A 23,034-nucleotide genomic window follows, 5' to 3' on the forward strand; every position below is an offset into this window, starting at 1 on the left:
ATTGGTGACGGTGGGCCGGGCCATCGACTGTGGTCCAGCCGGCGTACGGGGCGCGTACGCTCTGCCTGTGGCCAGGTTCCTCGACGTGCACCCCGACAACCCGCAGCCCCGGCTGCTGCAGCAGATCGTCACCGTGCTGCGGGACGACGGGCTGGTCGCCTACCCCACGGACTCCTGCTACGCGCTGGGGTGCCAGCTGGGCAGCCGGCCGGGCCTGGAGCGCATCCGCGACATCCGGAAGCTGGACGACCGGCACCACTTCACGCTGATGTGCCGCGACTTCGCGCAGCTGGGCCAGTTCGTGCAGATCAGCAACTCGGTGTTCCGCCTCGTCAAGGCGGTGACACCGGGCAGCTACACGTTCATCCTGCCGGCGAGCCCCGAGGTGCCGCGGCGGCTGCTGCACCCGAAGAAGCGCACCGTGGGCGTGCGGATCCCGGAGCACACCGTCACCCAGGCCCTCCTCGCCGAGCTCGGCGAGCCGCTGCTGTCCAGCACGCTGCTGCTGCCCGGCCAGGACGAGCCGTTGACGCAGGGCTGGGAGATCAAGGAAGAGCTCGACAACCAGGTCGACGTCGTGATCGACGGCGAGTGCGGCGTCGAGCCCACCACCGTCGTGGACCTGTCCGGCGAGGAGCCCGAGATCCTGCGCGTCGGCGCCGGAGACCCCACCCGCTTCGAGTAGCCCGGGAATCAAGGCCCCGCGATGTGTCGTTTACCCGACAGTTGCCGGCCGGCGGAATGTCCTGCACGCGCCGATCGGCGGCGCTAGCGGTATCGCGCAAAACTGGCCGACCATTTTTGGTTTATCGCCCGATCGGCCAGGTCCGGCGGCATACTTGAACCGTTCGCACGGCAATCCCTTTCTTTTGAACCGCCGATGACCCGTGCGGTGGTTCAACCGTGCCAAAACAACCTGCCGAAATGCGTGATTGGAAGCAATGAAATGACCGTGCTGGAATCCATCGGTTCGAATGCGAAAGCCAATGGCGGGGCGGGCGACGGTGAGGAGCAGCGGCGGCTCAGCCTCAGCACCGGCGCGGCCCGGAACCTGGCCACGACCACCAAGTCGGTCCCGCAGATGCAGGAGATCACCTCGCGGTGGCTGCTGAAGATGCTGCCGTGGGTGCAGGCAGGCGGTGGCGCGTACCGGGTGAACCGCCGCCTGAGCTACGCCGTCGGCGACGGGCGGGTCTCGTTCATCTCCACCGGCTCGCAGGTGCAGGTCATCCCTCAGGAGCTGGCGGAGCTGCCGGCGCTGCGGGGGTTCGAGGACGTCACCGCGCTGCGTGCCCTGGCCGACCGGTTCGTGCAGGAGGAGTTCTCGCCCGGCGACGTCATCGTCACCAAGGGGCAGCCGGCGGACCGGGTGTTCCTCATCGCGCACGGCAAGATCAACAAGATCGGCGCGGGTGAGTACGGCGACGAGACCGTGCTCGGGGTCCTCGCCGACGGCGACCACTTCGGCTCGGAGATCCTCACCGGCGGCGCCGCGAACTGGGAGTTCACCGCCAAGGCACTGACCGGCTGCACCGTCCTCGCGCTGTCGTGGCAGGCGATGCAGCAGCTCAACGGGCAGGCCGACGCGCTGCGCGAGCACATCCGCCGGATGCGGAACCAGCCGCAGAAGCCGCAGAACAAGCACGGCGAGGCCGCGATCGACATGGCGTCCGGCCACGAGGGTGAGCCGGTCCTGCCCGGCACCTACGTCGACGACGAGTCCTCGCCCCGGGAGTACGAGCTCAGCGTCGCGCAGACCGTGCTGCGGGTCCACACCCGCGTCGCGGACCTCTACAACAAGCCCATGGACCAGGTCGAGCAGCAGCTGCGGCTGACCATCGAGGCGCTGCGCGAGCGGCAGGAGCACGAGCTGGTCAACAACCGGGACTTCGGCCTGCTCCACAACGCCGCGTACGACCAGCGGGTCTACACCCGCACTGGCCCGCCGACCCCGGACGACATGGACGAGCTGCTGTCGCTGGTGTGGAAGGAGCCGACGTTCTTCCTCGCCCACCCGCGGGCCATCGCCGCGTTCGGCCGGGAGTGCAGCCGGCGGGGCGTCTACCCCGGCAACATCGACTTCGGCGGGCACCAGGTCCCGGCGTGGCGCGGCGTGCCGATCTTCCCGAGCAATAAGATCGGGGTGAGCGACACCCGGACCACGTCCATCATGTTGATGCGCGTCGGCGAGCAGCAGCAGGGTGTCATCGGGCTGCACCAGACCGGCATTCCCGACGAATACGAGCCGGGCCTTTCCGTGCGTTTCATGGGCATCAGCGAACAGGCCATCATTTCGTATCTGGTGAGCGCCTACTATTCCGCCGCGGTGCTGGTTCCGGACGCGCTGGGCATTCTCGAGAATGTGGAAATCGGCCGTGAGAACTGACACGGAGTCCGAACAGCCGCGCAGTCTCGGCACCCGGGCCGCGAGGACGATCGCGACCACCACGAAATCCGTCCCGCAGATGCAGGGCGTCACGCCCCGCTGGCTGCTGCGGATGCTGCCGTGGGTCGAGGCGGAGGGCGGCACCTACCGGGTCAACCGCCGCCTCACCTACACCATGGGCGACGGCCGGGTCACGTTCACCAGCACCGGCGCCGACGTGAAGGTCATCCCGCAGGAGCTGCGGGAGCTGCCGGCGCTGCGGGAGTTCCCGGACGACTCGGTGCTGCACCAGATGGCCGAGCGGTTCGAGCAGCTGGAGCTCGGCCCGGACGAGACGGTCGTGACCGCGGGGCAGCCCGCCGACCGGGTGTACCTGCTGGTGCGGGGCAAGGTCCGGCAGCTCGGCGCCGGCGAGTACGGCGACGAGACCCTCCTGGGCGTGCTCACCGACGGCGACTTCTTCGGCGACGGCGTCTTCGAGGGGACGCTGAACACCTGGGGCTTCACGGTCCGCACGACGACCCCGACGACGCTGCTCGCGCTGCGCCGCCAGGAGATCGACCGGTTCCGCGAGCAGTCCGCCCTCGGCGCTCACATAGCGAAAAATGCCCAAAAAGCGGAGCACAGGCAGAACAAGCACGGCGAGGCCGCGATCGAGCTGGCATCCGGGCACACCGGTGAGCCGGTCCTGCCCGGCACCTACGTCGACTACGAGACCACGCCCCGGGAGTACGAGCTCAGCGTCGCCCAGACGATCCTGCGCATCCACACCCGCGTCGCGGACCTCTACAACCAGCCGATGAACCAGTTCGAGCAGCAGCTGCGGCTCACCGTCGAGGCGCTGCGCGAGCGGCAGGAGCGCGAGCTCATCAACAACCGCGAGTTCGGGCTGCTGCACAACGCCGACCTGCGGCAGCGCATCTCCACCCGCACCGGCCCGCCGACCCCGGACGACCTCGACGAGCTGCTGTCGCGGCGCCGCAAGTCGCGGCTGCTGCTCGCCCACCCGAAGGCCATCGCCGCGTTCGGCCGGGAATGCAGCCGCCGCGGCCTGTACGCGCCGACGATCGCCGTCCCCGGGGCGCCGGAAGGCCGCCAGGTGCAGTCGTGGCGCGGCGTACCGCTGCTGCCCTGCGACAAGATCCCGATCAGCGAGCACGGGACCAGCTCCATCCTGGTCCTGCGCACCGGCGCCGACGACCAGGGCGTGATCGGGCTGCGGCGCACCGGCATCCCCGACGAGGTCGAGCCGGGGCTCAACGTGCGGTTCATGGGCATCGACGAGCACGCCGTGACCTCATACCTGGTCAGCACGTACTACTCCGCCGCCGTGCTCGTCCCCGACGCGCTCGGCGTCCTCGAACACGTCGAGATCGGAGGCTGACCGGGATGGTCGCCGCACAGGTCGTCACCCCGCCTGTCAGCCAGCCACGGTCGTCCTCGGTGGTCCTCGCCGACAGCCGCGAGCAGGTCACGCCGGCGTTGCGCGCCGCCGTCGACACGCTGCCGACGTCGATGCGGCACATCGCGGGGTACCACTTCGGCTGGTGGGACGAGCACGGCCTCGCCGTGGACGCCGACCCCGGCAAGACGCTGCGGCCCGCCCTGGTGCTGCTGGCGGCCTCGGCGGTCGGGGGTACGGCGGGAGACGCGCTGCCCGGCGCCGTCGCCGTCGAACTGGTGCACAACTTCTCGCTCCTGCACGACGACGTCATGGACGGCGACGCCACCCGGCGGCACCGGCCCACGGCGTGGAGCGTGTTCGGCACCAGCGCCGCGATCCTCGCCGGGGACGCGCTGCTCGCCCTGGCGATGGACACCCTCGTGGGCAGCGGGCACCCGGCGGCGACCCGGGCGACCGGCATGCTCGGCACCGCGGTGCAGCGGCTCCTGGAGGGGCAGAGCGCGGACCTCGACTTCGAGCGCCGCACCGACGTCGGCGTCGAGGAGTGCCTGACGATGGCGCAGGCGAAGACCGGCGCGCTGCTGGGCTCGGCGTGCGCGATCGGCGCCCTGCTCGGCGGGGGGGCAGGTGCTGCGGCTCGCCCAGTTCGGCGAGGACCTGGGGCTGGCGTTCCAGTTCGCCGACGACCTGCTCGGCATCTGGGGCGACCCGGCCATGACCGGCAAACCGGTCCACTCGGACCTGCGCAGCCGCAAGAAGTCCCTGCCGGTGGTCGCGGCCCTGACCTCCGCCACCCCGCCCGGCCTGGAGCTCGCCGCGTTCTACACCGGCGCGGGCGTCGGCGCCGGGGATGCGCTGCCGGAGGCGCAGGTCGCCCGCGCCGCGGTCCTCGTCGAGGCGGCGGGCGCGCGGATGTGGAGCCAGGCCCAGGCCGACGAGCTGCTGACCCGGGCCCTCGACGCCCTCGCCGCCGCCGCCGACCCGCGGGCCGAGGCGGAGCTGGCCGCGCTCGCCCGGTTCGCCACGCGACGGGACCGGTGACGGTGACGGCGGTGGAACGCACCGTGCTGCTCGCGGCGCCGAGGTCGTTCTGCGCGGGGGTCGAGCGGGCGATCGAGGTCGTGGAGCGGATGCTCGCCGACGCGGACCGGCCGGTGTACGTGCGCAAACAGGCCGGCGCCATGGGCTTCTTCGAGCCGGTGCCCCGCCCCGCGACCCCCGCCGTCAAGGCGCCGTCGGTGTGGACCGAGCAGATGCTGGCCGGCTACGACTTCGCGGTCTGCGCCGGCGCCCTGCACCCGGACGGGACCGCCGAGGAACTCGACCTCGGCACCCAGTGGCTGAGCTGGGGCACCTACGCCGACGACTGGTTCCCGCAGGTGTACGGCCCGACCCGCGACCTCACCGGCGCCCGCGTCATGGTCGCCCGGCTCAAGTCGTTCATGCCTCTGGACCTGTCCACTGTGGACCACCCGGCGAACCCCCTGGAGGCGGGCCTCACCGACCTGTGGCAGCGCACCGCCGCACCCATGGAGGCGCAGCACCGCACCGAGTTCCGCGCCGCCGTCGACGTCATGCTCGACAGCTGGGTGTGGGAGCTGCAGAACCAGCACGAGCGGCGCATCGCCGACCCCGTCGACTACATCGAGATGCGTCGCCGCACGTTCGGCTCCGACCTCACCATGAGCCCGTCCCGCTTCAAACAGGCCCGCCAGGTCCCGCCGGAGGTCTACGCGACCCGATCCCTGCAGAACCTCGAGGCCGCCGCGAGCGACTACGCGTGCTTCGTCAACGACCTGTACTCGTACCAGAAGGAGATCGAGTTCGAGGGCGAGCTGCACAACATCGTCCTGGTCGTGGAGAACTTCCTCGACGTCTCCCGCACCCAGGCGGCCGAGATCGTCCGGGACCTGATGACCTCGCCGCGGCGCCGATCCGGCGCAGCTCGCCCCCGGACGCGGTGGCGTCGCGGACGAGCGCGGTCACCCGGGCTCCGGCCGCGTGGGCGAGCTGCACGGCCATCCGCCCGACTCCGCCGGTCGCGCCGGTGATCAGTACCCGCCGGCCGAGCAGCAGCCCGCCCATTTCGAGTGAGCGCAGCGCGGTCAGCCCGGCGGTCGGCAAGGCGGCGGCCTGCGCATCCGTGAGCCCGGCAGGGATCGGCGACAACCGATCCACCGGTACGGCCGCCAGCCGCGCCCACCCGCCGCGGGTCAGTCCGACCACCCGGGTGCCGGCCGCCGGGCCGCCGTCCACCGCCGGCCGCTCAATGACCCCGGCCACGTCCCAGCCGGTGCTGCTGCCCACCGGTTGGCGGGGCAGGTCAGTCACCTCGCCCCGGTTCAGGCTGAACGCCAGGACCCGCACGAGCGCCTGGTCCGGACGGGGCACCGGGTCGGGCACCTCGGCAAGTTCGACGTACGGCGGGTGGCCGGCGACGACGAGCGCAAGCATGACCCCGACCGTAGCTGTCCGACGCTCGACTCCCCGATCGGCCGTCGCTGTGATCGCCTCGTGCGCCGTGCAGAGAACTCCGTCTGTGGACGTCGGGGCGGTCAGCTCCCGCCGGTTGCAGACGTCACGCTCGCCCCCTCATGCCACATCTGCAACCGGCGCCCGGCGCAGGCGGCGGACCGGGCGGATGAGCAGCACCGCCGCGCACACCCCGACGGTGACCGCCGTGGACAGCAGCAGCAGGTCCCGCGGCGCGACCACGGTCGCGACCGGGCCGACGAGGGCCTGACCGACCGCGACGCCGGACACGGAGCCGGCCACCTCGTACGCGGTGACCCGGTTGAGCACCTCCGGCGGCACCAGGGTCTGCACGCTGGTCGACCACATCACCGACCAGAACGCCCACGAGAAGCCGCCGAGGATGTGCCCCGCGACCAGCACGCCGAGCGGCGGTTCGAGGGCCACGGACAAGGGGATGGCGGCGAAGCCGATCAGCACGATCCCGCCCGCGGCGAGGGGACGGGCCGGGCGGAAGCGGATCGCGACCAGCCCGCCGAGGACGGTACCGCAGCCAAGACCCGCCATGGTCCAGCCGTAGGCGGCGTCGCCGAGGCGTTCGCCGATGAGGCGGGAGCCGAGCGGGATGTAGGGGCCGAAGACGAACAGCCCGAAGAACACCCACACGACGATCACCGACCACATCCAGCTGCGGGACCGGAACTCGCTCCAGCCGCGCCGCAGGTCGGCCAGGACGCTGGTCGTCCCGGGCACCACGGGGGTCCGGGCGATCAGGGTCAGGCACAGGCCGCTGAGGAGGAAGGTGGCGGCGTCGAAGGCGTACACCAGGCCGGCGCCGGTCAGCGTCATCAGCAGCCCGGCCAGGACGGGGCCGCCGAGCTGCGTCGCCGCGTCGGCGATCTTGAGGGTGCCGTTGGCGCGCTGCGGGTCCTTCGCCACGAGCGGGACCATGCCGTTGACGCCCGGCTGGAACATCGCGGCCGCCAGGCCGGCGAGCGCGGAGGCGGCCAGCAGCAGCCACAGCGGCGGGGTCCCGGCGAAGAAGGCGACGGCGACCGCGCCCTGCGTGACGGTCCGCACCACGTCGGCGCCGATCATCATGGCCCGGGCGCCGAGCCGGTCGGAGAAGACGCCGCCGAAGACGATGAACAGCACGAACGGTGCCGTCCAGACGGCAAGAACGTACCCCACGCCGGAGACGCCGTAGATCGCCCCGACGGCGAGGGCCGCGGCCACCGGCATCATCGCGTCGCCCAGCAGCGACACCACCCTGGCCGCGAAGTAGAACGAGAAATCCCTGGTCCACAGCCGTGGCGTGACGTCGCCGGCCGGCTGCTGGACGATGACCGCGGTCACCGGTTGCACTCCATGATCAAGGATTCTGGTGGTGTCCCCGCCCACGCACAGGCGCCGCGGGCGACATCCTTGGGTACATTCGTGCCATGCCGAACCGTGTCGTCGCCCTGCTCGGCCCGGTCCAGGAGATGTACCCGGTGACCTGCGCCTCAGCGGTCTTCGGCGACCACGGGCCGGACATCCCGCGGCACTATGATTTCCGGCTCTGCGCCGAGCGGCCTGGGCCGCTGCGCACCACGATGGGCGTCGACATCGTGGTCGAGGCCGGCCTGGAGGCGCTCGCCGACGCCGACACGATCCTCGTCGCCGGCTGGTGCCCCGGCCCGGACCTGTCCGCCGAGCTCAGCGACGCGGTGCTGGCCGCGCACGCCCGCGGCGCCCGGATCGTGGCGGTCTGCTCCGGCATCCACGTGCCGGCCCGGCTCGGCCTGCTGGACGGGCGCACGGCCGCCGCGCACTGGGAGGCGACCGGCGAGCTGAGCCGGCACTACCCGAAGGTCCGCGCCGACGCGACCGTGCTGTATGTCGACCACGGCGACGTCGCGACCGCCGGCGCCACGGCCACCACGATCGACCTGTGCCTGCACCAGGTCCGCCGGGAGCACGGCGCGGCCCTGGCGATGCGCATCGGGCGGCAGCTGGCGGCGGCGCCGCACCGGGAGGGCTGCCAGCGGCAGTATCCGGCGCTGCCGACGGCCGGTCCCGTCCCCGACTCGCTCGCCCCGCTGCTGGACTGGATCGCCGCCAACCTCGGCCGGCCGCTCACCCTCACGGACCTGGCGAACCGGTCGGGGATGTCACCGCGCACCCTCAACCGCCACTTCCAGGAGCAGCTCGGCATCTCTCCCGGTCGCTGGCTGCTCGACCGCCGCATCGCGAGCACCCGGGCGCTGCTGGAGGAGACGGACCTGCCGGTGGAGACGATCGCCGAGCGGGTCGGGCTGTCCTCCGCGGTCAACCTCCGCCGCCGCTTCCGCAACGCCGTCAACACCACCCCGGCCGCCTACCGCCGCTCGTTCCGGTGACGCGGGCGCCTTACAGGAACGCGGCCCGGACCCGCAGCAGCCAGTCCTCGGCGACCCGCTCGGCCGGCTCGGCCGGCAGCACGCCCTCGGTGGCGTCGAACGCCTCCTCGTAGTGGGCGAGCATGCCGCGCGCGGCCTCGATGTCACCGCCGGCGACCTGCTCGCCGAAGTCGAGGAACCGCTGCGGGTCGTCGAGCCGGATGCGGATCGTGCCGGTGGTGTAGGCGGTGTACCCCTGCCAGCACAGCCGCAGCAGGTGCCGGGCGTGCTTCGCGGTGCGGTGCCGGGTCTCGGAGGAGAACGAGCCGTCGCCGCGCGACTCCAGCTTGCGGAACTGCTGCGTGGCATAGCCGAGGTACGCGTCGCGGATGCGCTTCGCCGACAGGAACGCCGAACGGATCCCGATCAGTTCCTCGCCCAGCGGCGTGCGGGTCTCATACAGCTCCTCGGGCAGCCACATCAGCTCCGACACCGTCGGGTTGCCGCCGAGCGCGAGCGCGCAGTACTTGCGCGCCTCATGGAACGTGACGTCCGGGTGCGAGGAGACCACCGACTCGGTCGGCTGCCGCAGCCCGTGGAACGCCACGGTCGGCGCGGCGAACACCCCGAGGCGGTCGATGTCGGAGCCGGGACCGGCCAGCCCGTAGGCGGTCGAACCGACGATCCCGGCGAGCAGCACGTTGTCCGGCGTCATGGTCCCAGTGTCGCCGACCTGTCACCGGGTTTTACAACTCGCCCGCCCGCAGCAGGGCCCGCACACCCAGCAGCTCCCGTAGCGGGTCGCCGTCGTCCATGTCGTCCACGATGCACGCGGTGCCGAGAAACTGCGCGCCGAGCTCGAGGACCATCTCGCGCGCCGCGCCGGCCTGGGTGCCGCTCTCGATCCAGTCGTCGACGCACACCACCCGGTCGCCGGGCCGGACGAGCCCACGACGGAAGCTCATGATGCCGCCGCCGCCATGGTACGAACCGGGCAGCGCCCTGCGCACGAACGCCGGGTCCGACCCGAGCGCGACCCGATCGTTCTTGCGCACCTCGACGAACCCGACCCCCAGATGCGCCGCGACGAGGGCCCCGACGAGACTGCCCCGCGACACCGGCCCCGCGACCAGCGTCGGCGTGCCCGGCACGAGGGCCGCGAGCGCCGCCGGCAGGTCCCGCAGCACCACCGGGTCCCGCCACCACTCGGTGACGTCCGCGTACGCCACATCCGGCCCACCCCGCCAGTGGAACCCGACCTTCAGCCGCCCCGCGAGATCCACCACGCCGCCGACGGTAACAGCGGGCCGCCGCAAGTCGCTTTCAACCTCCGCCAGGGGTGGCGCGTCAGTGCGGTGACAGGTCACGAGGAGAGGCGCTGGTGTGGAGATCGAGGGCTTCGCGCAATTCGTGGCGGTGCGCTACGCCGAGCTGGCGCGCACCGCCTACCTGCTGACGGGTTCGCCGCACGCCGCCGAGGACCTGGTGCAGTCGTGCCTGTTGAAGGTCATGGCACGGTGGGAGGAGGTCGATGATCCGATGGCGTACCTGCGGCGGGCCATGGTCAACCAGCGGATCAGCCTGTGGCGCAGGCTGCAGCGGGAGCTGCTCAGCGCCCGGCCGCCGGACACGGTGGCGTCCGATCCGACCGGTGGGCTGGCCGACCGGACCACCCTCGTGGCCGAGCTGGCCCGGCTGCCGAAGCAGATGCGGGCGGTGCTGGTGCTGCGCTACTTCGACGACCTGTCCGAGGCGGAGACCGTCGGCGTGCTGGGGTGCTCGGTCGGCTCGGTGAAGAGCCAGGCGTCGCGGGGCGTGGCACGGCTGCGGGCGTTGCTGAGCGAGCCGGCGGAGACCCTCGAAACCCCCAAGGTGCGAAGGAGTGGGCAGTGATGGAGGTAGAAGACCGGCTGAGGGCGGAGTTGATCCGCTCGGCGGATGTCATGCGGCCCGAGCCGGATCCGATGCGTCGCCTGCTGGCCCGCCGCCGCCGTCGCCTGCGGCTGCGCTGGACGGGCGCGCTGGCCACCGTCGTGGCGGTGGCGCTGACGGGCGGGGCGCTCACGACCGCCGGGGGGCCCGCGCCGGACGTGTACCCGACCACGCCGCCGGTCGGTCCGGCGAGACCCCTGTTCCAGTCGGAGATCACCTCGCAGTGGACCCGTCAGCTGCTGGCCGGTCCGACCCGCGGCAACCTCGCGGGCGACACCGCACTGGTCGCCGACCTCACCGGGCAGCTGACCGGCAAGCAGCAGCGCTGGAGCGTGGACCCGGCGCTGGACCGGGTGAAGGTGCTGATCCTGGCCGATGTCGGCGGGGCGCGGATGTTCGTGATGTCCTACTACAACGACACCCATGCGGTGTCCGTGAGCTCGGGCGGCCCGGCCGGAAGTTCGGTGGCCGACCTCGCCGGCGGGGAGTTCGGCGGCGGCACCGGGGCGCTGCGACCGTTCTCCGTTTCCGCCGGGGGCGCCCAGCTCACCGGCAAGCCCGCGTACGGGTACGTGATGGCGGTGGCGCCGGCCGGCTGCCAGATCGCCACCTCACGGGAGGCGCGGTTCGAGCCGGCGGGCACGGTCGCGCGCACCTGGGTCGACCAGGGCGACCACGTCGTGCGCGCCGGCAGTGACCTCAACATGTGGTGGCGGTTCACCTGTGCCGGTGTCGTGCGCGACGTCGAAGCGGGATCGTCGGACCTGGCGACACCCGCGACGTTGTCAGGCCCGGCGGTGACCGAACGTGGTCAGGCCGAGCCGGCCCTCGTGACGCAGGCGCTGGCGCAGTGGCGGTCGTTGCCCGGGCTGCCGGTCAGCAGGCACCGGGCGCTCTGGGGCGGGATCCCGCCGGGCGGCACCGAGCCGACGGTCGTCGTCGTCGGCGAGGCGCCGGGCGGCGGGGTGCAGGTCTGCGCGCTCACCGGCACGGACGAGCACCCCGTGCTCAGCTCGGTGGTGGCGCGCGGGCCGCTCGACTACAGCGGCGGTGCGCCGCTGCCGGCGCCCGCGCCCCGGGCCGGCGTCACCACGGCGGTTGCTGCCTCGGCCGACCTGGTGGTGGTGCGGCTGCCGGACCCCGCCGACCCGTTCCTGCTGTCGGACCGTCTGCTGGTGATCGCTCCGGCGGGCGCCACCACGCTGCACGTCACCGGCAGCGGCACGCCGGCGGTACCCCTCGTGGACGGCGTGGCCGTGATCACCGCGAAGGTACCGGCGGTCCTGACGCTGCGGGCGGCCGACGCCGGCGGCAGGACGCTCGCGCAGCTGCAGGTGGCCGAACCCGACGGCGACGGCCTGGTGTTCGGCCAGGCACTCGTGCGGCGCTGGTAGGTCGTGGCAGGGTGGCCCCGGCGCGCGGACGTGCCGGGGCCATCCGGGTGCGGTCGGGCGGGCGCGGTCAGAAGCCCAGGGCGGGGGCGGGTTGCCAGCGCCAGCGGGGGGCGCAGTCGGTGTCGTTGGCGGCGAGGACGGCGCGCAGGACGCCGTCGGGGTCGCAGCTGTACAGGCCGGAGCTCCACACGTTGTTGACCTCCAGCACGGCGAAGTCGCCGGACTCGGTGCGGCCGACGTCGATGACCGCGGTCGGCGGGACGTCCTCGGCCGGCAGGTCGGCGAGCATCAGCGCGACGAACGTGGCCGCCTCGTCGTGCCAGGACGCGCGGTGGTGGCGCAGCGTCGGGCTCCACTCCTCCCCCTCCACGACATACGGCGACCACGCGACCGGCTCGCGGCCGATGGTGAAGACGCGGTACTCCGAGGCGAGGTCCAGCCAGTGATCCATGATGATCAGCGTGCTGTCGGCGGGCAGGCGGGCGGTGCGCAGGCGGTTGCGCAGGTCGTCGGCGTTGCGAACCCAGGCGGCGGAGAACGCCGGGTGCTTCTCGTCGGCGAGCTTCGCCACCGCGGGGCGGGGGCCGACGAGGTCCGGGGCCTCGCCGACGGTGACGAGGCGGATGTCGCGGCCGGTGACGTCGCGGGGGAGCCCGGCGAACCAGCTGGGGCTGGCGCCGTGCAGGCGGATGTCGACGCCGCCGGCGATGAGGGTGGTCAGGTAGCCGCCGGCCGCGCGCCAGGCGACGCCGTCGGCGGAGCGCAGGCCGGTGACCTCGGCCGGGTCGCCCGGGAGCTGGGCGACGGGCAGGTCGATGCGGCGGGCGGCATGCGTCAGGGCGGCGCTCGCCTCGGGCGAGCGCACACGCATGGCCAACATCCGGAACTGCCGCACCCGTACATCCTGCCAGCGAGCACCATCAGTGTCGCTTCCGGTGGCTGGTCAGGGTCCAGAACGGCATAACCGCTGCACTCGCCGCCATCACAGTGACACGTTGGGGGACATCGGGGCCGATCGAGCCAGACAGACGGTACAAATCGGGCATAGTTTGTTGTATGGCAACGGACCTGCTGTCCCGGCTGCGCCGGTTGGCTCCCACCGCGCCGCAGGAGCGTCCCGTCGTGCCGCCCATCGTGCGGCGCGCCCGGGCCCGCCGCCGGCGACGGCTGACCGCGACCCTGACCCTGGTGGTCGTGGTGCCCCTGGTGACGGCGGTCAGCACGTACGCGAAGGACGTCGACCGTGGCGTGCACGTCCTCGGCGTCGACCTCGGCGGGCACTCCCGCGCCGACGCCGTGCGGCTGCTGCGCGACACCTTGCGGGAGCGGATCACCGCTGCGGTCCCGGTGCGCGTGGGCACGGCCGGCGCCGCCGTCGACCCGGCCGCCGCCGGTCTCGTCCTGGACGTCGAGGCGACCGTCGACCGGGCGAGCGCCGCCACGCCGGGGCCGTTCGCGTGGCTGCACGGCGGGATCACCGTCGAACCCGTCGTCCACGCCGACGCGGCACGCCTGTACGAGGCGCTGATGACCCACCTCGGCGCCCAGGGCGACGCGCCCGTCCTGCCCGCCATCCGTTTCGACGGTTCTCGCCCGGTCGCCGTGTACCCGGTCAGCGGCCGCGGCATCGACCGCCGCAAGGTCGGCGCGATCATGGAGTCGGGCTGGCTGCGCCGTGGCACCGTCGACTTCCCCGTCGTGGACCTGGTGCCGCGCAGCACCAAGGCCGACGTCGACCGTCTCCTGACCGAGCTCGCGGCCCCGGCCGTCGCCGCGCCCCTGGTCCTCGTCACGCCCCGCGGCGAGGTCACCGTCCCCGCCACCGCCATCGCGGCGGCGCTGAAACTGGAGTCCGACGCCGACGGTCTCGTCCAGCCGGCGCTGGACGCCGCCGCCCTGCGCAAGGCGGTGCCGTCCCTGGCGAAGGTGGAGGTCGCCGCGACCGACGCGACGTTCACCGTCGAGCAGGACCGCCCGGTCGTCAAGCCCCAGGTCGACGGCCAGCAGGCCGACCTGGTGGCGGCCACCCCGGCGATCCTGGCCGCGCTGCGGACCTCGGCCACCCCGCGCCGCGTCGACGTCGGCCTCACCGCCAAGCCGGCCACCGTGTCCGCGACGCAGCTCGGCGCGCTCGGCATCCGCGAGAAGCTGTCCACCTTCACCACGAAGTTCGTCGCCGGCCAGCCCCGCGTCGTCAACATCCGCACGATGGCGGAGGCCCTGCGCGGCGCCGTCGTCCTGCCGGACCAGACGTTCTCCCTCAACGGCCACGTCGGGCAGCGCACCCACGCCAAGGGCTACGTCGACGCCCCCGGCATCGAGGACGGAAAGATCAAGAACTCGCCCGGCGGCGGTGTGTCCCAGGTCGCCACCACACTGTTCAACGCCGTCTTCTACGCCGGCCTCCAGGACGTCGAGCACCGCCCGCACACCTACTGGTTCGACCGCTACCCCTCGGTCATCGAGGCGACCGTCGTGTTCCCGTCGCTGGACCTTCGCTTCCGCAACGACTCCCCGACGGGGGTCCTCATCGACACCGCCACCACCGACACGTCGATCACGGTCACCCTGTACGGCACGAAACGCTGGGACGTCACCGCCGAGTACGGCCCCCGCACGAAGACCGTCCAGCCCGCGACCACGTACCTGCGCGAACCGGACTGCAACCCGACCGACGGCCTGCCCGGCTTCACCCAGGAGGCGTTCCGCGTCTTCAAGCAGGACGGCAAGGAGATCCGCCGCGAGCGTTTCGCGTGGCGCTACGACCCAGAGCCCCGCTTCATCTGCGGCGCCGCCCCGACCGCCCCAGCAGGCGGCGCCGTCGGGTAGCTGTCTGTCAGACGCGGACCCGGGCGCTCGCCGGGTCGTACAACGGCCGCAGCGACGCCCTGACCGGGTATTCGCGATCCGCGACGATCACCGACAGTGCGCCGGCGTCCAGCCAGCCCTGGTCGAGCACGTCTGTGCCCGCGTCTGTGCCCGTGTCTGTGCCCGTGTCCAGGAACGCCAGGCCGACCGCGCCGCCGAGGGTGTGGCCGTAGGACGCGGCGCGGACGTAGCCGACGTCGCGGCCGTCGCGGCGGACGACCTCACCGTGGAACAGCAGCGCCGACGGGTCCGTGACCAGGATCTGCACCAGGCGCTTGGTCGGGGGCCCCGCGTCGCGCAGGGCCAGGACCGCGTCGCGGCCGATGAACGACGCCTTGTCGAACGCGACCGCGAACCCCAGCCCGGCCGACAGCGGGTCGTCGGTGTTGTCGATGTCGTGGCCGTAGTCGCGGTACCCCTTCTCCAGCCGCAGGCTGGCGAGGGCCTTCAGCCCGGCGTGCCGCAGCCCGACCGCGGCACCGGCGGCGGCCAGGCGGTCGTAGACGTGCACCGCCTGCTCGGCCGGCACGTAGAGCTCGTAGCCCAGCTCGCCGACGTACGTGATGCGTAGGCACAGCACCCGCGCGTAGCCGATCTCGATCTCCCGGGCGCCGCGGAACGGCATCGTCACGTCGGAGTCGCTCACGGCGGCCAGCAGCTCACGCGACAGCGGGCCCTGCACGTTGAGCTGCGCCCAGGCCGAGGTGACGTCGGTGACGAACGCGTGGTGCCCGGCGGTGTGCCGCTGCAGCCGGGCCAGGACGTGCCGGTGCGCGGTGTCGGAGGCCACCACCCAGAAGCGGTCCTCGGCCAGCTCGGTGACGGTCAGGTCCGCCTCGATGGTGCCGCGCTCGTTGAGCCACTGCGTGTAGGTGACCAGGCCGCCGGAGACCCGGTTCGCCGACAGCCGCTCCAGCACCGCACCCGCGTCGCGGCCCTGGACGAGGAACTTGGCCATGAACGACATGTCCATGACCGCGACGCCCTCGCGCACGGCACGGTGCTCGGACTCCCACTGCGGGAACCACTCCGGCCGGGACCACGACGCCTCCGGCTCCCCCGGGAACTCGTAGACGTCGGGCATCTCCCACCCGGACACGTCGCGCAGGTGCGGCTTCAGCGCGGCGAGCCGCTCATGCAGCGGCGAGCGGCGGGCGCCCCGCGCGGACCGCATCGCCCGGTGCGGGTAGTGGGTCTGGTAGACCATGCCGAGCGCCTCGACGGTGCGCTCCGAGCGGTAGCGCAGGTTGCGCTGGTACGGCTGCAGCCGGTCGATGTGCATCCCGGTCACATCGACATCCGGCTCCCCGTCGGCGATCCAGTGCGCCAGGGCCCGGCCGATCCCGCCGCCGGTGAGGATGCCGATCGAGTTGAGCCCGGCGGCGACGAAGTACCCGCGCAGCTCCGGGGACTCCCCGAAGATCGGTGCGAGGTCGGGGGTGAAGCTCTCCGGCCCGCAGAAGAACGTCCGCACGCCGGCGGTCGCGGTGACGGGGATGCGGCCCATCGCCGCCTCCAGGTAGGGCGCCATCCGGTCCCAGTCCGGTGGCAGCGTGCCGAACGAGAAGTCCTCCGGCACCCGCTGCACCGACCACGGCGCCGCCTGCCCCTCGAACAGGCCGATCATGAGGCCGCCGCCCTCCTCGCGGAAGTACCCGTAGGAGCCCGGGTCCTCCAGCACCGGCAGGCCGGCGTGCACCCCGTCGATCGGCTCGGTGATCAGGTAGTAGTGCTCGGCGGCCTGCAGCGGGATGCTGACGCCGGCCTCCTCGCCGAGCTGCCGCGCCCACATCCCGGCGCAGTTGACCACCGTCTCCGCCTCGACGTCGCCGAACGGGGTCCGCACCCCGGTCACCGTGCCGCCCTTGCGGAGCACCCCGGTCACCGCGACGCCCTCCAGGATCCGCACGCCGCGCTGCCGGGCGCCCTTCGCCAGGGACATGGTCACGTCGACCGGGTTGGCCCGGCCGTCCTCGGCGACGTAGAACCCGGCGAGGACGTCGTCGACCCGAGCGAGGGGGAACAGGTCGAGGACCTCCTTCGGGGAGATCTCGTGCACGTCGACGCCGAGGTGCCGGTTGAACGCGGCCACCCGCCGGTACTCCTCCAGGCGGCCGAGGTCGGCGGCGACCTCGATGAACCCGCACTGCCGCAGCCCGGTGGACAGGCCGGTCTCCGCCTCGAGCGACGCGTACAGGTCGCGGGTGTACTGCCGCATCCGCGTGGACGTCTCCGACAGCGACCCGAACGTCACCATCAGCCCGGCCGCGTGCCAGGTGGTCCCGGCGGTGAGCCGGTCCCGCTCCAGCAGCAGCACGTCGGTGACGCCCTGCTTCGCCAGGTGGTAAGCGACGGACGTGCCGATCACCCCACCGCCGATCACCACGACGCGGGCCCGCTGTGGAATTTCCATCCTGAGAGACTATTCGGATGACGGTCGTCGTGATCGGTGCGGGCATGGCCGGGCTGGCCTGCGCCCGGGCGCTGCACGACGCCGGCGTGCCGGTCAGCGTCCTGGAGCGGGCCGCGGCCCCCGGTGGGCGGCTCGGCGGCGACGTCCTGGACGGCCGGCCGGTCGACCTCGGCGCCGCCTACTTCACCGTCTCGGATCCCGGGTTCGCGGCCGTCGTCGACGGGTGGCAGCGTGCCGGCCTGGCACATCCGTGGGCCGGTTCGCCCTTCGAGGTGTACGGCGAGAGCCCGCACCCTCCCGCAGCGGATCCTCCGGTGCGGTGGGCCGCCTCCGGCGGTCTGGCGTCCCTGGCCGTGGATCTCGCGGAGGGCCTTGACGTCACCTGTGGGGTAGCTGTCAAAGACCTGACAGTTCTGGATGGGACGGTCGTCCTGGCGATGCCCGCCCCGCAGGCCGCCGTGCTGCTGCCGGCCGCGGCGGACCTCGCCGCCGCCCAGGACTGGCAGCCGTCCCTGGCCGTCGCGCTGCGCTACCGCCGCCGCTGCTGGAAGCCGCTGACCGGCGCATTCGTCAACGATCACCCCGTTCTCACCACGGTGTGCGACGACGGGTCGCGCCGCGGCGACGGTGCTGCGGTCCTGGTGGCGCACACCACACCCCGGTTTGCCATCGAATCGGCCGCCGCCGACGTTGAGGCCGCCGTGAGGGAACTGCTGGACCTGCCCGAAGCCGCGGTCACCGTGGCCGCGAGGCGCTGGCCTGCAGCCCGCCCCACCCAGCCCTCCGATTCCGCGTTTGCGCAGGTGGAGGGCGTGTATCTGGCCGGCGACGGATTCGGTCGGCCAAGGGTGGAGGCGGCCTGGCTGTCCGGCCGCGCGGTTGCCGCCGCCATAGTCGGAAACCAGAATCCCAAAACTCCACGAACGGCCAGCCGGGCGAGGTAGCCTCGTGGGCGCCAACGCTGTTGATATGTCCACAGTGGACCGATTCGGTCCCGGCGGTATTCATTCATGTCGGTCGGGGAACACATCCGAGGCCGGCGGCGTTCGTTACACAACCACAGTCACCAAGAGAGGGTGAACGCCATGGCCATCAGCACCGACTACGACGCGCCACGCCACCCCGTCGGCACCGATCTCGCCGAGGACAGCCTCGAAGAGCTCACCGCCAGGCGGGCCAACGCCCAGTCGCCGTCCGTTGACGTCGACGACAGCGAGGCCGGTTTCGAGCTGCCTGGGGCGGAGCTTCCCGACGAGGAGCTGACCGTTCCGGTCGTCCCGATGCGGCTGGACGAGTTCCGTTGCTCCAGCTGCTTCCTCGTGCACCACCGCAGCCAGCTCTCCCGCGAGAAGAACGGCGCTCCGGTCTGCCGCGAGTGCGACTGACCCGGTGGGGTCCCTGACCGTTCAGGGGCGGCGGGCCGGCACCCGGACTCGGGTCAGGTCCTCCGCCACCACGACCTCACCGTCGAACGCCTTCGCCGCCTCCTCGGCGAAGCGCGTCGGGTCGTCGTACCGCTGCGAGAAGTGGGTGAGCACGAGAGTGCGCACCCCGCACTCGGCCGCGACCCGGGCCGCCTGACCTGCTGTCAGGTGCCCGTGTGCCGCGGCCAGACCGGCGTCGACGTCCAGGTAGGTGGACTCGATCACGAGCAGGTCGGCGCCGGCGGCCAGGGCGAACACGCCCTCGCACAGCCGGGTGTCCATGACGAACGCGAACCGCTGACCGGGACGCGGCACACTGACCGCCTCGATGGTCACCGCCCGGCCGTCGACCGTCACGACACCGTCGCGCTGCAGGCTTCCGACCGCCGGACCGCTCACGCCATGCTGTCTGAGCAGCTCCGGGACCATCCGCCGGCCGTCCGCCTCGACCAGGCGGTAGCCGTACGTGTCGATCCCATGGTCCAGCCGCCGCGCTTCGAGCGACCATTTCGGACTTGTCGCTATAAATCCGTCGTCGGCGATCGGATCGGGACGAATGTCCGCGGCGTCGTAGAAGACCGACGCGTTCCGGAGCCGGTCGTAGAACTCCCGCCCGCTCGCCGGGAAGTGCGCGGTCACCGGGTGCGGCGCGTTGTCCAGCGAGATGCGCTGGATCACCCCCGGCAGCCCCAGGCAGTGATCGCCGTGGAAGTGGGTGACACAGATCCGGGTGATGTCGCTCGCCGACACTCCGGCCAGGGACATCTGCCGCTGGGTCCCGTCGCCCGGGTCGAACAGGATCCCCTCGCCGTCCCAGCTCAGGAAGTACCCGTTGTGGTTCCGGGTCCTGGTCGGCACCTGACTGCTGGTGCCCAGCACCACGAGCTCACGCACGTCGTCTCCTCGGCGGCTCCGCCGTAAAGGCAGTGGGGGATCCCACCCACACCCCCATGCGGCGCTGCGCGCCGCACTCGAACATTGGCCGGACTCTACAGTTGCCGCATGGTCGATGACTCCTCATTTGCGCTCGTCCTCGGCGGCGGTGGCGTCACCGGCGTCGCCTGGGAGACCGGCATCATCGCCGGCCTCGCCGCCGCGGGTGTCGATCTGACCCGCGCCGATCTGATCGTCGGCACCTCCGCCGGCGCTGTCGTCGCCGCCCAGATCACCAGCGGCATGCCCATCGAGGACCTGTACCAGCGCCAGCTCCAACCCGCCAAGGGCGAGATCGGCGCACACTTCGGGGTCGCGACCATGCTCCGCTACGCGGCCGCCGGCCTGCGCCCGGGCGACGACCGGCACGCGCTGCGACAGCTGGGGCACGCCGCCCGCACCGCGGACACCCTGCCCGAACAGACCCGCCGCGACGTCATCGCCGGCCGCCTGCCCAACCACGACTGGCCGGCCGCGCCGCGCCTGCTGATCACCGCCATCGACACCGAGACGGGCGAGGAGGTCGTCTTCGACCGCGACAGCGGCGTCGACCTCGTCTCCGCCGTCGCCGCCAGCTGCGCCGTGCCGATCGTCTGGCCGACCGTGACCATCGCCGGCCGCCGCTACATGGACGGCGGCGTCCGCTCCGCCGCCAACGCCCACCTCGCCCGCGGCCACGACCGCGTCGTCGTCCTGGCCCCGACGACCACGTCGCTGCGCCGCTCCGGCCGCGTCACCACCGAACTGGCCGCACTGGGCCCCGCCGTCCGCTCCGTCGTCATCACCCCCGACCCCGAAGCGAAGACCGCCATCGGCCGCAACGTCCTCGACCCGGCAAAACGCGCCGCCGCCGCCGAAACCGGCCGCCGCCAGTCCACCACCGCCCTGCCCTCCATCTCCGCCGCCCTGACCTGACCCCGCCCACACCGTCCAGGCCGCCCGCCCTGCCCGCCGCGTTCGCGTGCTGTGCGGTTCTGCACGGCAAGCCCCGCCTCGCCTCGCCACGGCCGGCCCGGCCGCGGCAGCTGCTCCTGGTTGCCCGTCGGCTGGGGGTGTGGCAGGTGTGCGGCGTGTTGCCGGTGGTGGGCGTGTCGCGGGCCGGAGCGGTTGCGGATTGCGGACGTGTCCGTGGCGGGATGCCCGGCTGGGGCTAGGAGCTGGCCGGTGGGACGGCGGCGAGGTTGGCGAAGGCTTCGATCTCGTCGAGGTGATCGGGGGTGAGGCCGCGGCGGGCGTCGGGGCGGATCAGCAGGGCGCGGCCGGCGGCGGTGAGCTCGTCGAGGAGTGGGCCGGCGGTCGGGACCTCGTCGTCGTCGGTCCAGATGAGGTGGTCGCCGGCGGCGAGGACGGCGCGGGCGGCGGCGAGTTTCGCGGCGGGGGCGTCGGCCGTGGTGGTGAACGCGCACGGCAGCGGCGGGAGGCGGAAGAGGCGTTCGAGCTGGTCGGACCAGGCGCACCAGGTGGAGCACCAGCGGACCTCGACGGCGCCGGAGTTGTGCAGGCGGCGGATGCGGGCGGTCAGCGCGGGTGCCCAGCGCATCGGCCAGGCGGTCCCGGCGGCGTAGGCGCGGCCGTGGTGCGGGGCGGCGTGCCAGCCGGGTTTGCGGGCATTGATGACGCCGTCGACGTCGAGGAGCCAGACGCAGGCCACGACGAGTGACCCTACCGGCGCTTGACGAGCACCACGATCAGGATGATGAGGCCGATGACCACGGCGGTGCACAGGCCGCCGCAGACGAGCAGGTGCCATGGCTTCAGCGCGCCCATCAGTGCTCACTCTCGTCGTGGGTGACGTACCAGTCGTCGCCGTCGGCGGTCAGGATGCGCCGCAGGTAGTCCGCGAGGTCGTCGGCGACCTTGCGGCGGGTGTCGGTCTCGTGCTCCCACACGAAGACGCCCTCGCCGTGGGCGTCGGTGAGGAAGGCGAACTGGTCGCCGCCGCCGTTGTCGCCGAAGAACAGCAGGCCGTCGAACGGTGCGTACAGCTCCGCGAAGTCCTCGCTGATCCGGAACGCCTGGTTGTCGGCCAGGATGCGGCCGGCGCTCCAGACGACGTCCAGGCTCAGCTCGCCGAGCGCGCCGTCGGACTCGGCCAGCAGCTCCCGCAGCTGCGCCGGCAGCGGCTGCCCGAGCCCGCGCTCGACCTCGTCGAGGGCGCCGGGCCCGGCGGGCGGTGCGAACTGCGCCTCCGGGGACAGTTCAGTGATCAGCTCGATCCACACGCGTCGAACCTTAGCCGGGCAGTTTGACGGTCGGTTCGTCCGGGGGATGGCCGAGCCGTTGCGTGGTCAGCTCCTCGGCCGTGAGACGGACCGTGACCTGCTCGGCGATCGGGTCGGCGGCGGCCGGTGGCGGGGCGGCGGGCACGACCGCGGCCGGTGCCGGGGAGGTGGCGTGCTGGGCCGTGGCCAGCGGCACGGTCAGCGGCTCGCCGTCCGGGCCGCCGGGAACGTCCTCGTCGTCGACGAACGGCGGGACGACCTGGGGCACGACCCGGTGGGCGGTGGCCAGGACGGAGGCGACCACCAGCCCCGCGGTGCCGGCGATGCCGAGGGCGCCGCCCGCGTAGGCGGCGAAGAGGCGTTTGCGGCTCAGGTCGTCGACGGCGACGTCGAGGGCCTGGTTGGTCAGGTAGAGGGCGATCCCGGCGCCGACGAGCAGACCCAGCGAGATCAGGGTGAGGAAGACGGTGGCGTACGTGCTGGGCGGGCCGTATTCGACACCGCCGTGGCGGCGCTGGACGACGACGATGAACAGGCTGGCGGCGGCCGCCCAGCCGCCGACGACGAGCAGCGCCGCGACGGCGTCGCTGGGGCGGTGCCAGCCGGCCGACAGGGTCGCGACCCCGGCGACGGCGGCGAACGCCGCGGCGATCAGAGCACCGGTGGCGCGGGCCTTCGCCGGCAGTACCAGGACGAATGCCACCGCAACGGAAGCGGCGATCGTGGTGTGGCCGCTCGGCAGGCTGTTGCCGACGCCGGCGCGCTCCGGGTCGACGCCGAGCTCGGGGCGGCTCATGAGGGCCTTGACCACCTGGGTCGTCACGTTGGCGCCGGCGATGAGCAGGACCGCACCGACGGCCAGGGCGACGCGGCGGCGGATGAGGGCGATGAAGCCGACGACGACCGTGGCGACGGTGAGCGACAGGATCGACATGCCGTTGAGCACGCGGTCGACGATCGTCTCGACGCGGGCGCGGCCGATGCTGTTGCCGGTGAGGGCGACGTAGTCGAGCAGTTGTCCGTGCTCGGTCTGCACGAAGAACCGCCAGACCTCCTTGAAGCCGTAGGACTCCGCGGCGCCGAGCACCAGCAGCCACAGCACCAGCCCGAACGGCCATCCACGCATGGCCTGCAACATAGCCGATCGGCGTCTGCAGCAAACCTCTCCGGTGACCGGTATGCGTGGGCACGCACCGATCGGGGTAGATGGTCGTTGCTGTCCACG

General features: G+C 72.6%; 20 protein-coding genes and 2 pseudogenes. 13 read left to right on the forward strand and 9 right to left on the reverse strand.

What is annotated here, in order from left to right; genetic code table 11:
* Window positions 1-67: 67 nt before the first annotated feature.
* From OHA72_RS29390 to OHA72_RS29415, 6 genes and pseudogenes are all read left to right on the forward strand, one after another.
* A complete protein-coding gene (locus OHA72_RS29390) occupies window positions 68-685 on the forward strand; it encodes an L-threonylcarbamoyladenylate synthase (protein ID WP_327011023.1) in 618 nt (205 codons plus the stop codon).
* Between the two features lie 261 nt (window positions 686-946).
* On the forward strand, window positions 947-2,386 hold the full coding sequence (locus OHA72_RS29395) for a family 2B encapsulin nanocompartment shell protein (RefSeq protein WP_327011024.1): 1,440 nt from the start codon (window positions 947-949) through the stop codon (window positions 2,384-2,386).
* Window positions 2,376-3,770, forward strand: a complete 1,395-nt coding sequence (locus tag OHA72_RS29400; protein WP_327011025.1) for a family 2B encapsulin nanocompartment shell protein — start codon at window positions 2,376-2,378, stop codon at window positions 3,768-3,770. Before OHA72_RS29395 ends, OHA72_RS29400 begins: the two co-directional genes overlap by 11 nt.
* A 131-nt stretch (window positions 3,771-3,901) precedes the next feature.
* Window positions 3,902-4,354, forward strand: a pseudogene (locus tag OHA72_RS29405) (polyprenyl synthetase family protein); the annotation flags it as partial.
* 64 nt (window positions 4,355-4,418) lie between these two features.
* Window positions 4,419-4,832, forward strand: a complete 414-nt coding sequence (locus OHA72_RS29410) for a polyprenyl synthetase family protein (protein WP_327011693.1) — start codon at window positions 4,419-4,421, stop codon at window positions 4,830-4,832.
* Window positions 4,833-4,843: 11 nt separating this feature from the next.
* Window positions 4,844-5,842, forward strand: coding sequence for a terpene synthase family protein (locus OHA72_RS29415; protein WP_327011694.1), 999 nt, complete (start codon window positions 4,844-4,846; stop codon window positions 5,840-5,842).
* Window positions 5,843-6,383: 541 nt separating this feature from the next.
* Here the strand turns inward: OHA72_RS29415 and OHA72_RS29420 are convergent.
* Entirely contained in the window at window positions 6,384-7,619 is a 1,236-nt protein-coding gene (locus OHA72_RS29420; RefSeq protein WP_327011026.1) for an MFS transporter, read from the reverse strand.
* A gap of 86 nt (window positions 7,620-7,705) precedes the next feature.
* Between OHA72_RS29420 and OHA72_RS29425 the strand changes: the two genes are divergently transcribed.
* Window positions 7,706-8,644 carry a GlxA family transcriptional regulator gene (locus tag OHA72_RS29425; RefSeq protein ID WP_327011027.1) on the forward strand — a complete coding sequence of 313 codons (939 nt, stop codon included), beginning with the start codon at window positions 7,706-7,708 and terminating at the stop codon, window positions 8,642-8,644.
* A 10-nt stretch (window positions 8,645-8,654) separates the two neighbouring features.
* Here OHA72_RS29425 and OHA72_RS29430 read toward each other — a convergent pair whose 3' ends face one another.
* Window positions 8,655-9,338 (reverse strand): nucleotidyltransferase domain-containing protein, encoded by a 684-nt coding sequence (locus OHA72_RS29430; protein WP_327011028.1) that lies wholly within the window; start codon window positions 9,336-9,338, stop codon window positions 8,655-8,657.
* A 31-nt stretch (window positions 9,339-9,369) separates the two neighbouring features.
* Window positions 9,370-9,909: an adenine phosphoribosyltransferase gene (locus tag OHA72_RS29435; protein ID WP_327011029.1), complete on the reverse strand. Its 540-nt coding sequence runs from the start codon at window positions 9,907-9,909 to the stop codon at window positions 9,370-9,372.
* Window positions 9,910-10,006: 97 nt separating this feature from the next.
* Here OHA72_RS29435 and OHA72_RS29440 point away from each other — a divergent pair, with 97 nt between their 5' ends.
* Both OHA72_RS29440 and OHA72_RS29445 read left to right on the forward strand, forming a co-directional pair.
* Window positions 10,007-10,516 carry a SigE family RNA polymerase sigma factor gene (locus OHA72_RS29440; RefSeq protein WP_327011030.1) on the forward strand — a complete coding sequence of 170 codons (510 nt, stop codon included), beginning with the start codon at window positions 10,007-10,009 and terminating at the stop codon, window positions 10,514-10,516.
* On the forward strand, window positions 10,513-11,949 hold the full coding sequence (locus tag OHA72_RS29445; RefSeq protein WP_327011031.1) for a hypothetical protein: 1,437 nt from the start codon (window positions 10,513-10,515) through the stop codon (window positions 11,947-11,949). The genes OHA72_RS29440 and OHA72_RS29445 overlap by 4 nt, the downstream gene beginning before the upstream one ends.
* A gap of 67 nt (window positions 11,950-12,016) precedes the next feature.
* Here the strand turns inward: OHA72_RS29445 and OHA72_RS29450 are convergent, their stop codons facing one another.
* Window positions 12,017-12,820 (reverse strand): ATP-grasp domain-containing protein, encoded by an 804-nt coding sequence (locus OHA72_RS29450; RefSeq protein WP_327011032.1) that lies wholly within the window; start codon window positions 12,818-12,820, stop codon window positions 12,017-12,019.
* Window positions 12,821-13,005: 185 nt separating this feature from the next.
* Between OHA72_RS29450 and OHA72_RS29455 the strand changes: the two genes are divergently transcribed.
* Complete coding sequence (locus OHA72_RS29455; RefSeq protein WP_327011033.1) at window positions 13,006-14,778, forward strand: VanW family protein; 1,773 nt, start codon at window positions 13,006-13,008, stop codon at window positions 14,776-14,778.
* Window positions 14,779-14,785: 7 nt separating this feature from the next.
* Here OHA72_RS29455 and OHA72_RS29460 read toward each other — a convergent pair whose 3' ends face one another.
* Complete coding sequence (locus OHA72_RS29460) at window positions 14,786-17,230, reverse strand: GcvT family protein (RefSeq protein ID WP_327011034.1); 2,445 nt, start codon at window positions 17,228-17,230, stop codon at window positions 14,786-14,788.
* A gap of 17 nt (window positions 17,231-17,247) precedes the next feature.
* Here OHA72_RS29460 and OHA72_RS29465 point away from each other — a divergent pair, with 17 nt between their 5' ends.
* Both OHA72_RS29465 and OHA72_RS29470 read left to right on the forward strand, forming a co-directional pair.
* Window positions 17,248-18,174, forward strand: a complete 927-nt coding sequence (locus OHA72_RS29465; protein WP_327011035.1) for an NAD(P)/FAD-dependent oxidoreductase — start codon at window positions 17,248-17,250, stop codon at window positions 18,172-18,174.
* Window positions 18,175-18,321: 147 nt separating this feature from the next.
* Entirely contained in the window at window positions 18,322-18,615 is a 294-nt protein-coding gene (locus OHA72_RS29470) for a DUF4193 domain-containing protein (protein ID WP_327011695.1), read from the forward strand.
* Window positions 18,616-18,636: 21 nt separating this feature from the next.
* Here the strand turns inward: OHA72_RS29470 and OHA72_RS29475 are convergent, their stop codons facing one another.
* Window positions 18,637-19,548, reverse strand: a complete 912-nt coding sequence (locus OHA72_RS29475) for a ribonuclease Z (RefSeq protein ID WP_327011036.1) — start codon at window positions 19,546-19,548, stop codon at window positions 18,637-18,639.
* Window positions 19,549-19,656: 108 nt separating this feature from the next.
* On the opposite strand from OHA72_RS29475, the gene OHA72_RS29480 reads away from it, so the two are divergent.
* Window positions 19,657-20,502 (forward strand): patatin-like phospholipase family protein, encoded by an 846-nt coding sequence (locus OHA72_RS29480; protein WP_327011037.1) that lies wholly within the window; start codon window positions 19,657-19,659, stop codon window positions 20,500-20,502.
* Between the two features lie 235 nt (window positions 20,503-20,737).
* Here the strand turns inward: OHA72_RS29480 and OHA72_RS29485 are convergent, their stop codons facing one another.
* The 3 genes and pseudogenes from OHA72_RS29485 to OHA72_RS29495 form a co-directional block, all read right to left on the reverse strand.
* Window positions 20,738-21,238 (reverse strand): HAD domain-containing protein, encoded by a 501-nt coding sequence (locus OHA72_RS29485; RefSeq protein WP_327011038.1) that lies wholly within the window; start codon window positions 21,236-21,238, stop codon window positions 20,738-20,740.
* A gap of 115 nt (window positions 21,239-21,353) precedes the next feature.
* The gene (locus tag OHA72_RS29490) at window positions 21,354-21,809 is read right to left on the reverse strand and encodes an SMI1/KNR4 family protein (protein WP_327011039.1); all 456 of its coding nucleotides are present in this window, start codon (window positions 21,807-21,809) and stop codon (window positions 21,354-21,356) included.
* A 259-nt stretch (window positions 21,810-22,068) separates the two neighbouring features.
* Window positions 22,069-22,947 (reverse strand): annotated as a pseudogene (locus tag OHA72_RS29495) (phosphatase PAP2 family protein); the annotation flags it as partial.
* Window positions 22,948-23,034 lie beyond the last annotated feature (87 nt).

Source organism: Dactylosporangium sp. NBC_01737 (genome assembly GCF_035963215.1).
GTDB lineage: Bacteria > Actinomycetota > Actinomycetes > Mycobacteriales > Micromonosporaceae > Dactylosporangium.